General features: G+C 49.2%; 16 protein-coding genes and 1 pseudogene. 15 read left to right on the top strand and 2 right to left on the bottom strand.

Annotation, left to right across the window (positions count from 1 at the left end):
* Positions 1-32: 32 nt before the first annotated feature.
* The 13 genes and pseudogenes from DET_RS05545 to DET_RS05490 all read left to right on the top strand — a co-directional run bounded on the left by DET_RS05545 (position 33) and on the right by DET_RS05490 (position 14620).
* A complete protein-coding gene (locus tag DET_RS05545) occupies positions 33-2756 on the top strand; it encodes a phage tail tape measure protein (RefSeq protein WP_010936772.1) in 2724 nt (907 codons plus the stop codon).
* On the top strand, positions 2756-3118 hold the full coding sequence (locus tag DET_RS05540; protein ID WP_010936771.1) for a hypothetical protein: 363 nt from the start codon (positions 2756-2758) through the stop codon (positions 3116-3118). Before DET_RS05545 ends, DET_RS05540 begins: the two co-directional genes overlap by 1 nt.
* Before the next feature lie 19 nt (positions 3119-3137).
* Complete coding sequence (locus DET_RS05535; protein WP_010936770.1) at positions 3138-5408, top strand: hypothetical protein; 2271 nt, start codon at positions 3138-3140, stop codon at positions 5406-5408.
* Positions 5401-6510: a hypothetical protein gene (locus DET_RS05530; RefSeq protein WP_010936769.1), complete on the top strand. Its 1110-nt coding sequence runs from the start codon at positions 5401-5403 to the stop codon at positions 6508-6510. The genes DET_RS05535 and DET_RS05530 overlap by 8 nt, the downstream gene beginning before the upstream one ends.
* A 2-nt stretch (positions 6511-6512) precedes the next feature.
* Positions 6513-7931, top strand: coding sequence for a hypothetical protein (locus DET_RS05525; protein ID WP_010936768.1), 1419 nt, complete (start codon positions 6513-6515; stop codon positions 7929-7931).
* On the top strand, positions 7928-8734 hold the full coding sequence (locus tag DET_RS05520; protein ID WP_010936766.1) for a hypothetical protein: 807 nt from the start codon (positions 7928-7930) through the stop codon (positions 8732-8734). Before DET_RS05525 ends, DET_RS05520 begins: the two co-directional genes overlap by 4 nt.
* A gap of 67 nt (positions 8735-8801) precedes the next feature.
* Positions 8802-9227: a phage holin family protein gene (locus DET_RS05515; RefSeq protein ID WP_010936765.1), complete on the top strand. Its 426-nt coding sequence runs from the start codon at positions 8802-8804 to the stop codon at positions 9225-9227.
* Positions 9217-9699 (top strand): annotated as a pseudogene (locus DET_RS08925) (glycoside hydrolase family 25 protein); the annotation flags it as partial. The gene DET_RS05515 and the pseudogene DET_RS08925, both read left to right, overlap by 11 nt.
* A 195-nt stretch (positions 9700-9894) precedes the next feature.
* On the top strand, positions 9895-10695 hold the full coding sequence (locus tag DET_RS08920) for a LysM peptidoglycan-binding domain-containing protein (RefSeq protein WP_407636478.1): 801 nt from the start codon (positions 9895-9897) through the stop codon (positions 10693-10695).
* Positions 10696-10812: 117 nt separating this feature from the next.
* Complete coding sequence (locus tag DET_RS05505; RefSeq protein ID WP_041223378.1) at positions 10813-11019, top strand: SHOCT domain-containing protein; 207 nt, start codon at positions 10813-10815, stop codon at positions 11017-11019.
* A 52-nt stretch (positions 11020-11071) separates the two neighbouring features.
* Positions 11072-12631: a recombinase family protein gene (locus DET_RS05500; RefSeq protein WP_010936763.1), complete on the top strand. Its 1560-nt coding sequence runs from the start codon at positions 11072-11074 to the stop codon at positions 12629-12631.
* 4 nt (positions 12632-12635) lie between these two features.
* Complete coding sequence (locus tag DET_RS05495) at positions 12636-13052, top strand: integrase (protein ID WP_010936762.1); 417 nt, start codon at positions 12636-12638, stop codon at positions 13050-13052.
* Positions 13052-14620 (top strand): recombinase family protein, encoded by a 1569-nt coding sequence (locus DET_RS05490; RefSeq protein ID WP_041223377.1) that lies wholly within the window; start codon positions 13052-13054, stop codon positions 14618-14620. The genes DET_RS05495 and DET_RS05490 overlap by 1 nt, the downstream gene beginning before the upstream one ends.
* 45 nt (positions 14621-14665) lie before the next feature.
* Here DET_RS05490 and DET_RS05485 read toward each other — a convergent pair whose 3' ends face one another.
* Together DET_RS05485 and DET_RS05480 are read right to left on the bottom strand one after the other, a co-directional pair.
* On the bottom strand, positions 14666-15472 hold the full coding sequence (locus tag DET_RS05485) for a hypothetical protein (protein ID WP_041223376.1): 807 nt from the start codon (positions 15470-15472) through the stop codon (positions 14666-14668).
* 211 nt (positions 15473-15683) lie between these two features.
* Positions 15684-16871: a class I SAM-dependent RNA methyltransferase gene (locus DET_RS05480; protein WP_010936759.1), complete on the bottom strand. Its 1188-nt coding sequence runs from the start codon at positions 16869-16871 to the stop codon at positions 15684-15686.
* Between the two features lie 134 nt (positions 16872-17005).
* Between DET_RS05480 and DET_RS05475 the strand changes: the two genes are divergently transcribed.
* Entirely contained in the window at positions 17006-20311 is a 3306-nt protein-coding gene (locus DET_RS05475; protein WP_010936758.1) for a PAS domain S-box protein, read from the top strand.
* Positions 20308-21006, top strand: coding sequence for a response regulator (locus DET_RS05470; RefSeq protein WP_010936757.1), 699 nt, complete (start codon positions 20308-20310; stop codon positions 21004-21006). Before DET_RS05475 ends, DET_RS05470 begins: the two co-directional genes overlap by 4 nt.
* The last annotated feature ends 85 nt before the right edge of the window (positions 21007-21091 follow it).

Here is a 21091-nt window from a genome sequence, read left to right as displayed (position 1 = left end):
TGGATCGATTTTAACAGGAAGGAGGTCATCGCATGGCTGACAGGATAAAAGGCATAACCGTGGAAATCGGCGGCGATACGACCGGCCTTTCCAAAGCGCTCTCCGACGTAAACAAGGAAATCAAAAACACGCAGTCGCAGCTTAAAGACGTCAATAAGCTCCTAAAGCTCGACCCGACGAATACCACGCTGCTTGAGCAGAAACAGAAGCTCCTTAAACAGGCTGTCTCCGAAACGAAAGATAAGCTCACACAGCTGAAGTCCGTGCAAGACCAGATGGATGCTGGACTCAAAAACGGTACCGTCACCCAGCAGCAATACGATGCATGGCAGCGTGAGATCATAGAGACAGAAAACGAGCTTAGAAACCTCGAACAGCAGTGCAGAGAAACAGACTCCCATATCTCAGCTACCTTAAAGCAGACCGGAAGCAAGCTGCAGGAAGTCGGCGGCAAGATATCCAGTGTGGGCACAGGACTGACCACGCATGTCACGGCTCCGATTATGGCCATCGGCGCAGCTTCCCTTGCTGCCTTTAATGAAGTGGATGCAGGGCTTGATATCGTGGCGCAGAAAACCGGCGCTACGGGAAAAGCTCTGGAAGACATGAACCAGATCGTCAAAGACCTCGCCACAGAGATACCGACGGACTTCGAAACTGCCGGTGCCGCTGTCGGCGAGGTCAACACCCGCTTCGGCTTAACCGGGCAGGCGCTTGATGATCTCTCTGCAAAATTCATAAAGTTTGCCCAGCTCAACGACACCGATGTTTCGACATCTATCGACAACGTGTCCTCGGTTATGAACGCCTTCGGTATGGACGCATCTGAAGCAGACTCCCTTCTTGATGCATTAAACGCCACCGGTCAGGCGACCGGCATTGATATGGATACCCTCGCGGGCGCTCTTTCCTCCAATGCCATCCAGCTAAAGGAAATGGGACTGACCGCCCAGCAGGCTGCCGGTTTCATGGGCATGGTGGAAATGTCCGGTCTTGATACCTCATCTGCCATGATGGGTCTTAAGACCGCCATGAAGAATGCGACGAAGGACGGCAAAACGCTGGATCAGGCGCTTGCTGATTTCTCCCAGACCATGAAAGGCAACGGCTCTGAAACGGAAAAGCTGCAGGCGGCCTATGACCTTTTCGGAAGCAAGGCAGGTGCGTCGATTTACAATGCCGTCCAGACCGGGAAACTGAGTCTTGATGACCTTGCCGGTTCCCTCGGTGACTTTGAGGGAAGTGTCGAGAACACCTTCAACGAGACCCTCGACCCGATTGACCAGTTCAAGATGACGATGAACTCCCTGAAGGAAACCGGCGCGGAAATCGGAAACACCCTCGCTACCGTTCTGGCTCCGGTCTTAAAGGACATCTCCGCAGCCCTGAAGGCATTTGCTGAAATGTGGAGCAAGATTCCGGCTCCGGTTCAGCAGACGATTGTAAAGATCGCCCTTGTGGCTGCGGCTATCGGCCCGATTCTGGTGGTGGTCGGAAAGATCATCTCGGCGGTCGGCACGATTATGACGATCATACCGCAGGTTTCTGCTGCAATCGGTGTGGTAAAAGGCGCGATGGCAGCCCTGAACGCGACCATGCTGGCCAATCCTATCGTCCTAATCATCGCTGCGATTGCGGCGCTGGTGGCTGCCTTCATCTATCTTTGGAACACGAACGAGGGCTTTAGGCAGTTCTGGATCGACCTGTGGGAAAACATCAAGCAGGCAGTCGTTACGGCATGGGAGGCGATCAAGAGCTTCTTCTCCACTGTCTGGGAGACCATCAAGGGAATCTTCGAAGCTGCGGTGAACGGCATCAGCACCTTCCTCACAAATGCATGGATGGCGATCACGACCACGGTGCAGACGGTTTTTAATGCCATAAAGACTTTCTTTGAAACGATCTGGAACGCCATAAAGACTGTTTTTGAGACCGTGTTCAATGTGATAAAAACTATCGTCACCACCTACTTCAATATCTACAAGACGATCATCGAGACCGTCCTGAATGTGATAAAGGCAGTGGTCACGACGGTATGGAACGCAATAAAAACCGTGGTCACAACAGTCGTCACGGCAATCCAGACCTTCATCACCACGGCTTGGAATGCCATAAAGACAGCGGTCACTACTGTGATGAATGCCATAAAAACTGTGGTATCTACGGTCTGGAACGGGATAAAGACCACCATCATGACTGTGGTAAATACCGTGAAAAACGGCATCACCACAGCCTTCAACGCCATAAAAAATACGATATCGAATGTCCTAAACGGCATCAAGAATACCGTCTCTAATGTGTTCAACGGGATCTGGAACTTTATTTCCGGCATCGTGAACAAGCTGAAGAACGTATTCAACTTCCACTGGGAGCTGCCAAAGATCAAACTGCCGCACTTCTCCATCTCCGGGAGCTTCTCTCTAAACCCGCCGTCTATCCCGCATTTTTCTGTGGAATGGTACAAGAAGGCGATGGGAAACGGCATGATCCTCGATTCACCGACCATCTTCGGCATGAGCGGGAATACGCTCCTTGGCGCAGGAGAAGCCGGTGCGGAGGCTATTGTCGGTGTTGACTCCCTGCGCGGCATGATTCAGGATGCAGTGGCCGGACAGACCTCGGCTATCGTTACTGCTCTTGCAGGTGTCGGCGGCGGAGGCGATATCACCATCCCGGTTTATCTTGGAGGCACGCTGCTTGACGAGACGATTGTCACAGCTCAGCAGCGAATGGCGCTCCGGTCAGGAGGCAGATGATGGCTTTTTCACACTATTTGAATATTGACGGCGTAGAGATGCCGCTTCCAGCCTCCTATGACCTGTCCCTCTCTGATGTGGAGGCGGACAGCTCCGGAGAGACGGAGGCCGGAACCACCCAGCGAGATATTGTCCGCTCCGGCGTGGCAGAAATATCTGTGGCCTTTCAGGTGTCTCCCGCATGGCTTAAAACCCTGTCAGCAATGCGGAGCCTCCCTCGGCTCTCTGTGGACTTTTTCAATACCGAGACGATGGTCAGGGAAAACCGTGAGATGTACATGGACGGCTTCAAGGTTTCCCTTGCCCACGACACCAGCAAGAAAGGCTTATGGAAGGTCAGCTTCACGCTGAAGGAATATTAAACGGGAAGGAGCGATGCTCATGTACAGCGTATCAGACGCATATAAAACTGCGATACAGGAAAACACTCGCTCCTTCACATGGTCTGGGAAGATCACCACAACCGCCGGACGAGAATATCCTTTCACAAACGAGGACATCGTAAAGGGCTCCGGGTATGTTTCCCGGCAGTGCTCCGGTTCCTCTGAAATCGAGCTCGGCTCTGTCTATGCGGCAGAGCTTGGAATTTCTCTGTTTTCCGATATTGACCGATATTCCTTGGAAAATGCAGAGGTTGAGCTCATCTTTCATATGAACCTCTCTGATGACACCGTTGAGGACGTCCCGATGGGCATCTTCTATGTCGCTGAGGCAAACCGGAAAATAAAAACGCTTGAGATAAAAGCCTATGACGCGATGCTGAATTTTGATAAGGCGTATAGCGAGGCGCAATCCAGCGGGTATCCTTATGATTTTCTCACTGCAATGTGTACGACATGCCATGTGGAGCTTGCTCATACGCAGGAAGAAATCGAAGCCCTGCCAAACGGCGCAGAGCTCCTTGGTATTTATCCGGATAATGATATCGAAACTTGGCGTGACTTCCTGCATTATCTCGCGCAGGCGCTCTGCTCGTTTGCCTTTATCAACCGCGAGGGAAAGCTGCAGCTGGTTCAGTACGGTGAAAGCCCAGTATGTACGGTAAATAACACCCACCGCTATTCCAGCAGCTTCTCGGATTTCGTGACAAGGTATACTGCGATCAGCTCCACAAACCGACGTACTAATACCGCCGAATATTATTCTCTCGATCCCGACGACGGCCTCACCATGAATCTTGAGACAAATCCTCTGCTGCAGTTTGGACTTGATGAGACCAGAAGCCGTATTCTCAACAACATCCTGAATGCAATCTCGGTCATTCGGTATGTTCCGTTTGATTCCGAGACCATAGGTGATCCTGCTCTGGAACCCGGCGATGTGCTCACTTTTACCGGCGGGCAGGCGGACTCCTCCCAGATGGCTGCGATTACTTCCATCACAACAAAGATAAATGGGAAATGCTCTTTAAAATGTGTCGGCAAAAATCCTCGCCTTGCGGAAGCAAAAAGCAAGAATGATAAGGACATCACCGGCCTTATCAATTCTGTTGAGAGCACAAAAATGGCGACCTATTCCTATATGAATGCCATGCCCTACACCCTTGGCGAGGAGCCAGTATTCATCGTCAGCTTGGAGTTTGCCACGCAGGAAGAAACAGACTGCGAGTTCAAAGCTGCTGTCCTTATAAATGTGACGGCAGCGCCAGTGGATCGTTCCGTTACTGCCGAGGGCACAGGAACCACTATTCTCCCCGAAGAAACCACGAATGAGAACGATAATCCCATCACCAATGACAGAGAACTTGAAACCACTGTTACCGTACCTGTGGAATGGCAGGAGGACGGCCAGTCTGTCATCAGAGTCGGGTATGTTGTTGACGGCCATGAGGTGGAGGAATTCCATCCGATGGAGACTTGGCACACCGGTGCTCATATCCTGAACCTGTTTTATCCGCTTCTGGATATGACAGAAAAGACACTGCACACCTTTGCCGTATGGATCACTATTGCTCCCGGCAGCGCAACGATAAATGCTCAGAACATCATTGCTTCCATCACCGGTCAAGGCTTGGGTGCTCAGGACAGATGGAATGGCCGCATTGATGCCAGTGACGATTATATTCCGCTCGTGCTTTCTGGCCTTCAGCATCTCCCCTTTGAAGAAGCCATGGAGACCATTCTCCATACACCGGAACCAGCCGGAGCTTCTGATGCTGTGTCGCCGATGCTCCTATCCGGCATGGCACTTTATGCCCTTTCCGACAACGTGCGCACCTTTGCGCCTATTGTTCATGACATCGTGGATGTAAGCGACAAACGGAAGATGTCATACAGCCGAGACTATATAGAGGATGATACACAGTTTTCTCTCCGGAAGTCTTACACAATTTTTGGTGGCACTGAGCGAAACCTGAACCGTGGCCGTATGGATTCGCTGACCATTTCAACAGCAGATTTTGATTCACTGACAAGCATCGTAATCAATCCGTTTGTTACGGAACCATTCATAAATGGAAGAATCCTCCCGGCACGGGTACTCACAGACACTGCCTATACCATTCATGAAAATGGCAGCCTGAAGCTAAAGACCGAGTATGCGGAACTCATCGAGGGTGAGGCCGCAGAAATCGACCGAGGCAGACTTGCAGTTTATCCGCTTGGACTTACCGCGTTCGAATCGATAACAGAATTGGAGGTGCAAAGTGGCTGATTACTTTTCTATCTCAGAGCTTCTTCAAAGCACTGATAACATGACCTATATACGAAACAACGTCGGAAATGACAGTGGCACGGACATTGTTCCCGGTGTCAGCTGGTTTACCTACAATTCCGTGACCGCTGAGAATATCTATGTAAATGGAAACTCGTGGATGGGGATTGGCACCAATGGCGAACAGGTAAAAGTCCACCGGCGCGACGCAATGAGCTGGACAATCCGTCGAGAGGAAGGGACGATCTACAACTACTATAGGTTTTTGCGCGTCCGCTGGGAGGGATACTCACAGTACAGCATGACGAGTGCTGATGTAAAGCTGGTCTGGGATCTGCTGCTTTTGGATACCGGCGATATCGTTCTTCATTTTGAAACGATACCCACAAACCCTTCCTACCTTGGCGAGTGCACCCTTGTAACCGGTACCGGGAATATTTCCTTCACGCCTGTTGCAGGAGGATGTGTGACTTTTTTGCACCAGAATGACAGTGGGACAGCCTTCGTCCGTTCAGATGAGCTTCCGGTGCTTCTCGATCCATACAACCGACGCTATCTGATAACAGACGCCACAGGAGCCCTTTATACCGTGGAGGAAGGAAGCCTTTTAAAGCTCAGTGAAACCGAGCTGACCGCAGAAGTGTTTGAAACTTACGGCGTGCAGGATATCCCGGACGGAGCCCTGCTTCTTACGCTCGTAGATCCGACCATCCTCTACTGGCACGATTCCGAGAACAGGTTCCCGCCCTTCACAGCGAGTTATACCGGCGTGCCGAAACCGCAGGTAATCTACTCGGAAAATATCGACATGTCCGATTCATCTATTATTGGCATTGAGAAGGTCACAGTAGACTGCGATGATTCAGCGCTCTTTGCCGTTTCCTTTGATGCCGGAGAAAGCTGGTGGACTTATACCGGCTCCTCGTGGGCAAGGTTATCGGAGGAAGCATCCGGTATGTCGAAAGCCGCACTGGAAGCTATCTCTACAAATGCATGGGCAGAGAAAGCCATCACCGGCCAGCTGATGTACCGCTTTGTGATTAGCGGCGAGAACGGATATGTACGTTCAATCACCACAGACTATCTGAACACGGAGGAATAACTATGCTCAAAGGAAAAAGTATTATAGAGCTCACAGATGTCCATACCGGTAAAAAGGAAATCTATGAAGATGAAAACCTTGTAACGGAAGCCATCTTTGATATTCTCAACACAAATATTCAAGGCGCGATGTATAACAGTCCCAGCTTTGACAGCCAGAGCGGTGAAGCATGGCTTCTACCTATATATCAGCGGCTCACTGGCGGCATTCTTCTTTATCAGGACGAGATTGAGGAAGATCCATCCGTTATATACGCTCCCCTCAATAATCCACTGATCGGGTATGCCTCAAATGATGCTAACAATACGGAGGATATCCAGCGCGGCAGCCGCAACCTGACAGAGAGCAAGGCTGTGGACGGCGGCTTCAAATATGTATGGGACTTTGCCACTTCGCAGGCCAATGGCACCATCTCCTGCATTTGCCTGACAAATGTTCTCGCCGGACGCGGCTGCAAGTATGGTGCAAACTATTTTGTTCGTCTGAAAGGCGACACCCCTATCAGCGGAGAGATTGATAATAACAGCTATCGGCATAACCATCGGACTTTTATTGCTGATGGATACCGACTGGAGATGATTGCTGTCCGCAACAGCACTTCTGTGAATCTTAGAAAGGTTCCGGAGGACTACATCCACGCACGCCTGATGGTCAGAACTTATACTCAGATGGCGACAGAGGCCATCGAGGAAACAAACATCGAAATGAACCACTACCCTTATTGGACGCACTACACCGGAGGCGGGAGCAAAGACGATACCGACGCTCCTTACTGGAATGATGAAAACCGAATGGATTATCTTTTCCACGCTTCGGATGGCAACTGGTACGGCATTGCCCGAAAAGAAATCCGCACCTACACTGGCGTGCGATACGGTTCTGAAGTATACGACCGCACCGGCTTTGAGTGGTATATGGATAAGATCAGTGGTGACAGATGCACGACCCAAAGGATCATCCTGCCTTCCGACACTACTGACATTTCCAATATCGGCATGAGCGGCAAATGGCTGATGTTTGCTATCGGAAGCACCGTCTATCGCCTCGATACGACGAATGTGGCAAACATAGAGGTCGTGGCAAACGCCAGCTATAACAATAACCAGCAGTACACCTTCTGTATCGATGATGAAGTTGTCATCAATGGCTGGTACTACTACGACGGCAGACCTGCCCTCTACGTAAGAAATAAGGACACTTATACGGACGGTGAGCAGTGGGGACATCGTATGGTCTCTATGTATAAGACCTACGCCTATCAGGAATTTTTCTACAGCTACTACGGATATCATTTCCGTAAGGAGCTGTATTTGTATACGCCGTACCTCGCCACCATCAACAATCTCTCCACACCCGTTATCAAGACGGCGGATAAAACTATGAAAGTCACCTATACGCTGACAGAAACGGAGGAAGCATGATAAAGTTTGAAATCCCATATAACCTTGATCCGGCCTATCCGGAAAAGCTCCTGCAGAGGCCTGCTCTGATTCCGTACATTGATTGCATCTATGCCGCTGCGTGGAAGGATGACTGCGATAATACCCGCTTTGACATTACCTTCCGGAGCGACTATCCGAAAACCTACGAGGAATATGTCGAGCGCATCAAAAGCCTTCTCGCCCTCGGCATCCCTGTCTGCATACTCGCCCAGAAGAAGACAACCATCACCATGATCCGAAAATACCGCGCCCTTGGCATCCACCAGTTTATTCTGAATGATGACAAGCTGGCGGCAAGGATCAAGCAGGAATATCCGGAAGTGCGGCTTACGTTATCCATCACGCGGGCGCTGACCCTATCCGAGCTTCAAACCGGTGATTATTCCATGTATGACCGGATTGTATTGTTCCACTGGTTTGCCCGGCATCTGGAAGCTCTGCAACAGCTCCCGACCGGCTATCAGTACACCATGATTGCAAACAGCGCCTGCTACCATGACTGCAAATGGCATGACGAGCACTGGTTCCTTAAAGGCGATACACCGGAAAACTACGCCAAGGAATCTGAACGCGTCTGTTCAAGCTGCACAGCGCTTCTGTCAAAAGGGAAACAGCAGTCAGCATATATCGAGCCAGAAGACCTGAGATACTTTGACCCGTATGTCTCGCGCTATAAGCTGGTTGACCGCTATGATGATACGGACACCATTTTCAACAATTTGTATTCCTACTCCGCACGCATCGGTAGCGGCGGGAAGCCAAAAGAATACTATAACCTGTAACTCGGAATTAGGCAGCGCCAAGGCGGCAGCTGCTTTTTTCATGCCAAGAAAAAGGAGGAATCACAACATGAAAGAATTCTGGAACTCTATTCAATTAGCTTTTGCCGCTGTCGGAGGATGGCTGGGCTACTTCCTTGGAGGATGTGACGGGCTGCTGATTGCCCTGATTATCTTTGCTGTCTGCGACTATATCACTGGTGTTATGTGCGCCATCGTCGATAAGAAGCTGTCCAGCGAAGTGGGCTTCAAAGGCATCTGCCGCAAAGTGCTCATCTTCGTGCTTGTCGGTATTGGAAACGTCGTTGATGTTCAGGTGCTCGGCCAGCCGGGAGTGCTCAGAACGGCGATCATCTTTTTCTATTTGTCCAATGAGGGTCTGTCTCTGACAGAAAACTCCGCTCATCTCGGACTACCTATCCCTGAGAAATTGAAAGCGGTTTTAGAGCAGCTCCACGACCGCGACAGTGAGGAGGAACACAAGCATGATGAATAAAGGAATTGACGTATCCCATTGGCAGGGAAACATTGACTGGAACAAGGTCAAAAAGGCCGGTATCGAGTTTGCCATCATCAAAGCTGGCGGCTCCGATGCCGGTTTTTATACGGATAGTAAGTGGGAAGCAAATTACAAAGGTGCGAAAGCAGCCGGTATTCCTATCGGCGCATATTATTTTGTCGGTAAGGACTGCGTGACCGCTGCCGCCGGAAAAGCTGATGCAGAGCGCTTTCTGAAAATCCTGAAGGGAAAACAGCTTGAATACCCGGTCTACATGGATAATGAAGCACAACCTGCTTCTGCCAAGGTCGGTATCACGGAGGCCACCATTGCTTTCTGCGAGACAATGGAATCCGCCGGATACTTCGTCGGCATTTACGGCTCCGCTGTTTCTGGCTTCAAAGAGCGCATGGACGACACGAAGCTCACGCCTTACGCTCACTGGGTAGCACAATATGCCAGCAAGTGTTCCTATAAGGGCAACTACGGCATCTGGCAGTATTCTTCCAAAGGCTCTGTCGATGGCATCAGCGGCAACGTAGATCTGGACTATGGCTATGTGGATTATCCCGCCATCATCAAGAGCGGCGGCTTCAACGGCTATACGAAGGATGCCTTTGACGACAACACCCCTGCTCCAGCGACAAACTCCCAGCGTGACCAGATCATCGCACAAGCAAGAGCATGGCTTGGAAAGAAGGAATCCGACGGCAGCCATAGAGAAATTATTGACGTCTATAACAGCCACAAGCCCCTCGCCAGAGGATATGCCGTGAAATACACAGACGCATGGTGTGCAACTTTTGTTTCTGCCCTCGCCATCAAGTGCGGCCTGACCGATATCATTCCGACCGAATGCGGCTGCGGTCAGATGGTCACCCTTTTCCAAAAGCTCGGTGAGTGGATTGAAAATGATGCTTATCTCCCTTCTCCCGGCGATGTTATCTTCTATGACTGGCAGGATTCTGGTTCCGGAGACAACACCGGCTGGCCAGATCACGTCGGTATCGTCGAGGAGGTTTCCGGCAAGACCATCACCATCATCGAAGGAAATAAGAGCGATTCTGTCAGCAGACGAACGCTGCAGGTCAACGGCAAATACATCCGTGGCTATGGCGTACCGAAGTACAATACCGGCTCCGTCACTCCTGATCCGGTTGCTCTGAGAAAGACCGTGGACGAGCTCGCCAAGGAAGTGCTGGACGGCAAATGGGGAAACGGAACTGACCGCAAAGAACGCCTCACCGCTGCCGGGTATGATTATTCTGCTGTGCAGGCAAAGGTCAATGCTCTGGTGAAAGCAAAGAGTGAATCTGCTGTTTTCTATACCGTGAAAAGCGGCGATACCCTCTCTTCCATCGCCCAAAAGTATGACACCAGTGTTTCTGCGATTCAAAAACTCAATCCAACGCTCATCAAAAACGTAAACCTGATCCTGACCGGCTGGAAGATTAGAGTGAAATAACCGAATATCCCATCTGCTATGCCTGCGAGTGTTCTTCGGAATACCCGCAGGTTTTTTTTATTTTCCTCCGCTCAAAACAGCCTGCAATCTCCAGTGGAAACTGGAGGTGGATATGTTATGCCAAACGAAAATACAAATGTTCAATCTGGATATTTTACACAGGAGCGGATTCAAGGCGATCTGGACTATAGCCGGGCGCAGGATATCTCCAAAAAGATGCTCGATGACGGCCTGATTTCTGTGGCTGAATTCAACAAATTAACCGCCATCAATCGGGAAACTTTCTCTCCCTTGTTCGCGGAAATAATGCCAGAAATACCTTGATATGTAGCGGCTTTAGAGTGATGTATAGACGTACGGAAAGGAGGGACTTCCCTTGAAAAAAGTAACAAAAATCGCGGAAGCAGCGAACACAAAAGTCAAGCTCAAGAAGATCAGGGTAGCCGCCTACTGCCGCGTCTCCACAGATTCCGATGCACAGCTTGAAAGCCTTGAGGCTCAGAAGACGCACTACGAAACCTACATCACTTCCCGTGATGACTGGGAGTTCGCAGGCCTCTACTACGACGAGGGTATCACCGGTACTAAGAAAGATAAGCGTCCGGAGCTCATGCGGCTCATCGGTGACTGCAAAGCCGGTAGGATAGATTTCATTGTTACGAAGTCTATCAGCCGCTTCAGCAGAAATACAACGGACTGCTTAGAGTTGGTCAGAAAGCTGCTTGATCTGAACATTCCGATCTTCTTCGAGAAGGAGAACATCAACACCGGATCGATGGAGAGCGAGCTTTTTCTGGCAATCCTCTCCGGCATGGCCGAAAGTGAATCTGTTTCCATATCAGAAAACAGCAAGTGGTCAATTCAGAAACGCTTCGAAAACGGAACCTTCAAATGCAGCTACCCACCCTACGGATATGATTGGGACGGCGAACAGATGGTAATCAACCCTGAGCAGGCAGCTGTGGTAAAAGAAATCTTCGCAGCTCTGCTCTCCGGCAAAGGCACACACGCCATCGCGGATGACTTGAACCGTCGCGGCGTTTCTTCCAAGCGAGGCGGACGCTGGACGGCCACAACTATACGCGGCATGCTTTCAAATGAGAAATACGTCGGCGACTGCCTTTTCCAGAAAACCTATTCTGATTCACAATTTGTCCGACACAACAACCACGGTGAGCAGACGCAATACATGGTCACGGAGCATCACGAACCGATCATCAGTCGTGAGGATTTTGAAGCTGCAAGGATTTTTATAAGTCAGCGGGCTTCCGAAAAAGGCGTGACAAAAGGTACCGATAAATACCAAAACCGATATGCTTTCTCCGGCAAGATCATCTGCGGTGAATGCGGCGACACCTTCAAGCGCCGGATTCATAGCTGCACCGATCACAAATACATCGCGTGGTGCTGCAACACCCATATCAAAGACAAGGATAGGTGCCACATGCTATTTGTAAAAGACGATGCGCTGAAGCAGGCATTCACCACGATGTTGAACAAGCTGATTTTTTCACACCGGCAAATCCTGAAGCCTTACTTAGAATCGTTAAAAACCTCATCGTCAGATGATTCCCTTCATCGTATTCAGCAGATTCAAACCCTTCTGGCTCAGAATACCGAAAAGCGTGAGACTCTTACAATGCTCATGACGCAGGGAATCATTGATCCCGTACTCTACAGTCAGGAAACAAACGAACTGCTTTCACAGGCAGACAGTTTCCGAGATGAGATTGAAGCCCTGAAGAATGAAGTCTCCGGGGATGTAAATAAAGTCACCGAAACCACAGCACTGATTCATTTCGCAGAAAAGAGCGCCATGCTTCAGGAGTTCGACAAAGACTTATTTGACAGATATGTAAAGCGCATCATCGTTCATTCCAGAAACGATATCCGGTTTGAACTGAAATGCGGCCTGACGCTCAGGGAAAGGAAGTGAGGATATGGGACATACACCATACGGATACAGAATTAAGAGCGGTTGCGCTGTGATTAACGAAGAAGAAGCCGCTAAAATCAGGAACCTATACGAGAATTACATCGCCGGAATGGCACAGTCAAAAGCTGCCATCGAGGCAGGCATCGAGACCTACCACAGCTCAGCCAAGCGCCTAATGCAAAACAGGCACTACCTTGGCGATGATTTCTACCCGGCAATCATCGATCAAGAGACCTTCGACAAGGCAGAAGCGATTCGTCTGGAACGTGCCGGTAAGCTCGGAAGGCTGAACCTTCTGAAAAGCTCAAAGCCTATAAAGGTTCCGACACACTTCTGGTTTGCAGAAGCGGAGAAAGAATACGAAGATCCGAGGCTACAGGCAGAGTATCTGTACAGCCTCATTGAAAGCGAGGCGATCTAATGGGAAATGTTATGGTCATCCCGGCCAAAAGGCAGGTCGGGAACACGGTAAAACAATCCGAGCAGAAAAAGCTCCGCGTCGCAGCCTATTGCCGAGTCAGCACGGATTCCGACGAACAGGAAAGCAGCTATGAGGCGCAGGTCACGCATTACACGGAGTACATCCAGAAGAATCCCGACTGGGAACTGGCAGGCATATTTGCGGACGATGGCATATCCGGTACCAACACCAAAAAGCGTGACGAGTTCAACCGCATGATTGACGAGTGCATGTCCGGAAACATTGACATGATCATCACCAAGTCCATCAGCCGATTTGCCCGAAACACTCTCGACTGCCTCCAATACATCCGGCAGCTCAAGGACAAGAACATTCCGGTCTATTTCGAGAAGGAATCCATAAACACGCTGGATGCCAAAGGCGAGGTGCTCCTTACGATCATGGCGAGCCTTGCTCAGCAGGAAAGCCAATCAATGAGCGAGAACATAAAGCTCGGCCTTCAATACCGCTATCAGCAGGGCAAGGTTCAGGTTAACCACAACCGCTTCCTCGGCTATACCAAGGATGAGAACGGCAACCTTGTCATTGATCCGGAACAGGCCGAGATCGTAAAACGCATCTACCGGGAATACCTCGAAGGCTCCAGCATGGACAAGATTGCTTCCGGTCTTATGGCTGACGGCATTTTAACCGGTGCAGGAAAAGAAAAATGGCACACAAGCACCATCAACAAGATTCTCCGAAACGAGAAGTATATGGGTGACGCGCTGCTTCAAAAGACCTACACCACAGACTTCCTGACGAAGAAGCGCATCAAGAACAACGGCACCGTACCTCAATACTACGTTGAAGGCGACCACGAAGCGATCATTCCAAAAGACCTCTTCATGCAGGTGCAGGCGGAGCTTGTCCGTCGCCGAGTAGTCCACGTCAGCCCGACAGGCAAGAAACGCAGCTTCTCCTGCAATCACTGTTTTGCACAGATGGTTTTCTGCGGAGACTGCGGCGAGCTTTACCGGCGCGTTCACTGGAATAACCACGGCTGCAAGTCCATCGTCTGGCGCTGCATCAGCCGATTGGAGCCGGGCTCCGCAGACACAAACTGCACCAACCGGACGGTTAACGAGCTCCTGCTGCAGGAAGTCACGGTCACAGTCATCAATCAGATTCTGACAGAGCGCGGCACCTTTCTAAAACAGTTGCAGGCCAATATCGCCAAGGCCGTAGTCAGCGCCGATACCCTATCGCCGGATGGCATTCAAGCTCGGCTGGAAGAACTGCAAAAAGAGCTCATCAAGAAGGCAAACAACAAACAGGATTACGATGCCATCGCTGACGAAATCCTCAGACTCAGGGAACAGAAGGAACAGTCCGAGGTCGACAGCCACCACCGGGAAGAAGCCATGAACCGGATCAAGGAACTGCAGGACTTTATCTTCAAGCAGAAAACAGACATCACAGAGTTCGACGAAGCTCTGGTAAAAAAGCTCATCGAGAAGATCACCGTCTTTGCCGACCACTTCACTGTGGAATTCAAGTCCGGGATCACAATTGATATAGAGGCATAAAAAGAGCAAGCATCACAGACTTATTATCTGAGATGCTTGTTTGCTTTACCTCCAACATGTTAAAGGTTTTATTTCAATTATTCGATCTGGAGAAATCTGAATACCGTTTTTCATCAGAAGAATATGCTCAAATGGCTCTCCAAAGGCGGTATCGTAAGCCATCGTTAAATACATCAATACTTTGTCCTTATCGCTCTGATCATCGTCCCCGTCAAAAACAATATCGAAACCATTTACTTGAGCTACTATTTCATATGGGAAATGCGACTGCTCCCATTCCTCAGATAATTTTAATCTTAATAGGTTGTCAATATCCCATAGTATTTCCGGGCGGCAATGAACCTGACCCCCATAAGGACTTCTTTCCCATACCGATAAAAATCCGCAAGTTGTAAAATCATAATAGAACTTTCTTCCAATCGACCAACATAAATATTCCTGTGTACCTGTTCTGGGACAATTGCCAGCATTATAAGAAATATCAAAGGCTTTCCCTTTATATGTCAATAATGCGTCCTCTATATTTATTATTATCCCGTGCCGATCTAAAAAAACTCTCAGTTCTGATTCGACACAAAGATATGCTTGCTTTAAATCTAAGATCCCATATTTCTTTATAGCTTCACACTCGTTTGCACTCGTGGTTACGTGAAAATACACAAAATTAAAATCAAGATATGTTCTCGGAAGATGTCCGAATCTTTTTATTACCTCTTCCACTAAATCATCTGTATATCTGTATTCACTTTCATGCCCTACAAATTTTTCCCAAGTTGAAATGTCGACTCCGCTTAGTCCTACTAATGTTTTACAGGCATTTGCAGAAGATCGTATATCATAAGTATTAAACAAATACAAAACCTCCTCTGACATCTATCTCGAACACTCAACACCCCTGACATCTAATCCACAGCTTCAACTATGTGACATCTAATCCGGCAACTCAACTCTCACACTTTTTGAGCCAAGCCACCATAGATAAGTTACCACAGAACTATTACCGTCTCCACCTGCTCGAAGCTACCTAAAGTCGAAAAGTGCCTGAAATCAAGGGCTTTCGCGCCTATTTTCCTTCGACCCTTGACATCAAGCAGACCGTCTCGACATGGTAAGTCTGGGGGAACATATCCACCGGTATTACCTGTGAAAGTTCAAACGGGCCGCCAAGCAGTATTTTGAGGTCTCTGGCCAGTGAAGACGGGTCACAAGCCACATATACCAGGTTACGGGGCGGGTTTTGGCATATGCTGGCTAAGACAGACGGGTGGGCTCCGCTACGTGACGGGTCAAGTATAAGTGCGTCCATTTGCCCCTGAAACTGGCTGATAACGTCCTCTGTTTTAGACTGGATAAGTTCAATATTATCTATGCCTGCAATATTCAGGCGGGCATCCTTGATGGCGGCGGCAGATTCCTCAATGGCTATTACCCTGTTGCAGTCAGGGCTGAGCAGGACTGCAAATGTACCCACTCCGGCATAGGCATCTACCAGCGTTTCCCCGCCGCTAAGGTTCAGGTGTTTTTTTATGAGTCCGGCCATTTTTTCGGCCTGGGGGTTGTTTACCTGAAAAAACGAAGCGGCAGATATGCAAAAATCATGCCCCAGCAGCAGGTCATGGTACTCTTTCTGCCCGCTTTCAATGCTTATATCGGCTTTTGTCAGTTTAGGCTGGATAAGATAACTGTCTTTATTGCTTGCGTGGCGGATGGAAAGCTGGCGGGTCTCTCCGCATTTATCTTGCAGTTCTGCCAGGACTTTATTTATGCCGGAGTTCATTATACGGCAGTGGTCTACCTGTACATGGCGGCGTGAAAACCGGTTTACAAAACCCAGCTTGGCGTGATATATGGAAAAACGGGCATGATTGCGGTAGCCATATTCGGCTGCTGAGGGTATTACCTCTGAGATATAAGTGCTGTCCAGCCCTGCTTTTTCAAATTCGGCCAAGATAATCTGGTGCTTTAGTTTCAGCTGGTGGGGATAGCTTATATGCTGGAAGGTGCAGCCGGTACAATCACCAAAATACGGGCAGGCAGGAGGGACCCTTTCGGCAGAGGGGTTATGCACTTTTATTACCTGAGCATAGCCGCGTCCGGCTTTATGGGTAAAAAGGCGGATATCTGCCGTTTCTCCCGGAATACCCCCGAAAATTTCCAGGGTACGGTCAGTCAGGGTTACTTTGGTAAGCCCGGAGTTAGCGCCTTTTTCCAGGCAGACATTTTCAATGATTTCAGGTGTAATTTCGTTCATATGCAGAGGGAATTGTATCATAAATGAAGATTTGGCGTTCAGTCCGGGGCGGGTGCATTCATCAGCTTAAAAAATGTCTTGTTACCCGTTTACTTATAGCCTAAAATTAGGATAATCGGTTTTCTGGGGGGATTATGCCCAAGATTAGCAAGACCAAAGCCCAGCTGGCAGCCGAACTTGAGGAATTGCAGTGCCGTTATGAGCAGTTACTTTCAGTTACGGCATCTCCGGTCTTTCCGGAAAGTAAGCCTCTGCCTGCATCTTCAGAAGTTTCCAAAACTGTTTCAGACATAAGCAAATATAAAAATATAAGTTTAGCCCAAGAGAGGCTGCCCGGTCAGTCCGCTTTAGAGGATAAAGAGCTTGCCTTTGCAATGATGTCTAACAGTTATGCTTTGCAATCTATCATGGATAATACCACTATCCAGCTGGCTTTTTTGGATCGGGATTTTAATTTTATAAAAGTTAACCGGGCTTATGTAAAAAATTGCGGGCATACGGAAGAAGAATTGATAGGTTTCAATCATTTCGTTCTCTTTCCCAATGCTGAAAACGAAGCTATTTTTAGAAAAGCGGTTGAAACCGGCGAATCAGTAGAATTCCATGACAAACCCTTTGAGTATGCTGACCAGCCGTGGAGGGGTATTACATACTGGGATTGGAGTTTAGTGCCAATCAAAAGTTCTGACGGGCGGGTGCAGGGGCTGGTATTTTCCCTGCTGGAAACCACTGTCCGTAAGCATATGGAAATAGCTCTGAAAAATTCGCTTGAGGAAACCCGGCGGCGTATCCACGAAACAGCGGTTTTGCTGGAGGCATCACGTGCCATACTGGAGCGCCCCGGTCTTCAGGAAGCTGCTATTGCAATTTATTCTTCTTGCAAAAAAATCACCTCCTGCCAGAGCGGTTTTATAGGGCAAATAGAGGGTGATGTCTGCCGTATTATTTATGCGGATAGCACTAATAAGCACTTTCAATTCCCTTCATCTATACTGCTTAGAGGTCTGGCTTTGCAGGCCAGTTTAAGCGGGAAGTCTGTACTGGAAAATGATTTAACCCTGGATGAAGATAATGAGTTATTCAAAGACAGTTGCCGGGATTTAAAAAATGCCCTTTTTACGCCGGTGCGTCTTGGCGGGCGGAGTGTGGGGCTGCTGGCTCTTTTTGATAAACCCGGCGGGTTTGACGTATCCGATATCCGGGTGGCTTCGTCATTTCGGTCTTTGGCGGCTATCGCATTTCGGAGCAGCCGGACCCGCCAGATGCTGGAGGAGAGTGAAAAGCGTTACCGCTTTTTGTTTAATAGTTCCGGAGATGCGGTGTTTGTTCACTACATAACTCCGGATGGTGAAAAAAGTAACTTTATTGAAGTGAACGAAGTGGCTTGCAAGCGGCTTGGGTATAGCCGTAAAGAACTGCTTAGTATGTCTCCCAGCCAGATAGATGACCCGGCTTTTGATGCATCGGTGGCGGAAGCTGTTAAGAAACTGAATGAAGAAGAACGGGCTATCTTTGAGCAGCGGCATCTGCGCCGTGACGGTACATTTGTACCTGTTGAACTTAATATCCAGCGGTTTGAACTGGGAGACCGGTTTGTGGTTATTTCGGTAGCCCGTGATATTACCGAGCGTAAAAAGGCTGAAGCTGCCCTGAAACTGGAGAGGGATAAACTGCGGGGGATACTGGATGCTATGGAGGACGGTGTTTACATTGTAGACGCTGATTATGAGATAGAGTATATTAATCCGCCGCTTATGGCTCAGTTCGGACCTATATCCGGCAGGAAATGCTACGACTATTTTCATGAGCGCCAGATTCCTTGCAGCTATTGCAAAAGTAAAGAGGTGCTAAACGGCCAGACTGTCCGGTGGGCTTGGCATTCCTCCCATAACCAGCGTGATTATGAGCTTATGGCCACGCCTATAAAAAATCCTGATGGCACTACTTCCAAACTGACTATTTTCCATGATGTCACCGAGCGCAGCCATATGCAGCGGATTATTTTGCGTTATCAGGCTGGTTTACTGGCGCAGGCGGAGAGGATTGCCCATATAGGCAACTGGGATTATGACCTTTTGGGGCATAGCATGATACTTTCAGACGAGGTTTACAATATACTGGGGTTACGCTCTGAAGACGGGCTTCCCGGTTTTAAGCAGATTATGGAAATAGTCCACCCTGAGGATAGGGATATGCTGCGCAGTGAGGCCCAAAAGGCGGTAGTTTCCGGTTCAAGACTAAATATCCAGCACCGGATAATACGCCCTGACGGACACTTGCGGTATGTGCATGAACTGGCGGAAATCACCCTGAGTGATACCGGGGTTCCGCAGAGGGTGCTGGGAACTATTCAGGATATTACCGAGCATAAAATGGCCGAGGAAGCCCTGCGGGACAGCGAAAGGCGGTATCGTCTGCTGGCTGATAATATGGTGGCATTTGTCTGGACTATTGATGGGCACTTGAATATCAGTTACCTTTCCCCGTCTACTATCCGCCTGCTCAACTATTATCCTGAAGATATACTGGGCAAACATATTTCCATGGTATTCACCCCCGAATCTTATGAGAAACTGCTGTATGTGTACCAGCAGGTACGCAAAAGCGGTTCGGAGCTTATTGTGAACCCGCTGGAACTGGATGTAAAACGCCAGGACGGCAAAGTAATCTTGACCGAGACACTGATGCGTCCCCTGTATGATGAAAATCACCACTTTTTAGGTATACTTGGGGTTTCACGTGACATAAGCGAACGCAAGGCTGCCGAATACGAACTGCATACTCTTTCCCAGCGGCTGGTTGAGCTGCAGGAAGAAGAGCGGTCTATTATCGCCCGGGAACTGCACGATCAGATAGGGCAGTCCCTTACGGTTTTGAAGCTTATGCTGGACAAGGCAAAAGATAGTCCGCCGGATAAGACCGAAGAACTGCTGGCTGAAGCCCAGCCGCTGGTTAGCGAACTTATCAGCAGTGTCAGAAATATGTCACTTGATTTGCGCCCGCGGATGTTAGATGACCTGGGGCTTTTGCCGGCTTTGCTCTGGTATTTTGACCGCTTTACCAGCCAAACAGGAATAAACGTAAATTTCCAGCATGCCGGTCTCAAACGCAAGTTTTCTCCCCAGCTGGGTACGGCTGTATACCGTATTATTCAGGAAGCCCTGACTAATGTTGTGCGCTATGCGGGGGTTGATAATGTGCTGGTACGGGCCAAGGCGGATAAAAACCAGCTGGCGCTGGTAATCCAGGACAAGGGCAAGGGGTTTAACCCTGCCCAGCGGGCTACAGGTATGTCCAGCGGGCTGAAAGGTATGAAGGAACGGGTGCGTTTTCTCGGCGGTAAGCTGGATATAGAATCCAAACCGGGTGAGGGAACTCATATCATAGTTGAACTTCCTTTGAATGAAGAACGGGACAGGATTAACGGAGGCGAACCATGATAAGTATAGTACTGGCAGATGACCACCAGATTGTGAGGCACGGGCTGAAAGCTTTGCTTGAGGCGGAAGCTGATTTTGAGGTTGTGGGAGAAGCCTCAGATGGTATTGAAGCGGTAAATCTGGTTGAAAGCCTGCAGCCGGGGGTGCTGGTAACTGACCTTATGATGGGCGGCATGAGCGGTATTGAGGTTACGTATCAGGTGGTCAAGCGTTCACCTAAAACTGCGGTGGTTATCCTGTCTATGTACGGCAATGAGGCCTATGTCCATGAAGCCTTACGGGCCGGGGCAAGGGCTTATGTACTTAAGGACTCCACTTCAGAGGAACTGGTAAGGTCTGTCCGCGAAGCTGTGCAGGGGCATAGGTATCTTAGCTCCCCCTTGTCTGAAAAAGCTATTGAAGCCTATATGGAAAAATCTGCCGAAGCTACATCACTAGACCCTTATGAAACTTTAACCATACGGGAACGGGAAGTGCTTCATCTGGTAGCACAGGGGCATACCTGTGCCGAAATAGCCGAGAGGCTGTTTATCTCACCCCGCACCGTAGAGGTTCACCGCGCTAATATGATGCGTAAACTGGATTTGCGTAACCAGACCCAGCTCTTACGTTACGCCCTGCAAAGGGGTATCATCCCCCCGGAAAATATGTATGATGTATCTGAAAAAAGTATGCCTGAGGAAACTACGGGATAATTTATTCTGTAATTACGTAAACGTACGTATATCTATCAGTGCGCTTATAGTTTATATTAGTTTCGGGCAGACTCTTTCGGGGGAA

It is taken from the genome of Dehalococcoides mccartyi 195 (assembly GCF_000011905.1).
Classification (GTDB): Bacteria; Chloroflexota; Dehalococcoidia; order Dehalococcoidales; family Dehalococcoidaceae; genus Dehalococcoides; species Dehalococcoides mccartyi.
This window is presented reverse-complemented; position numbering and strand designations above follow the sequence as displayed.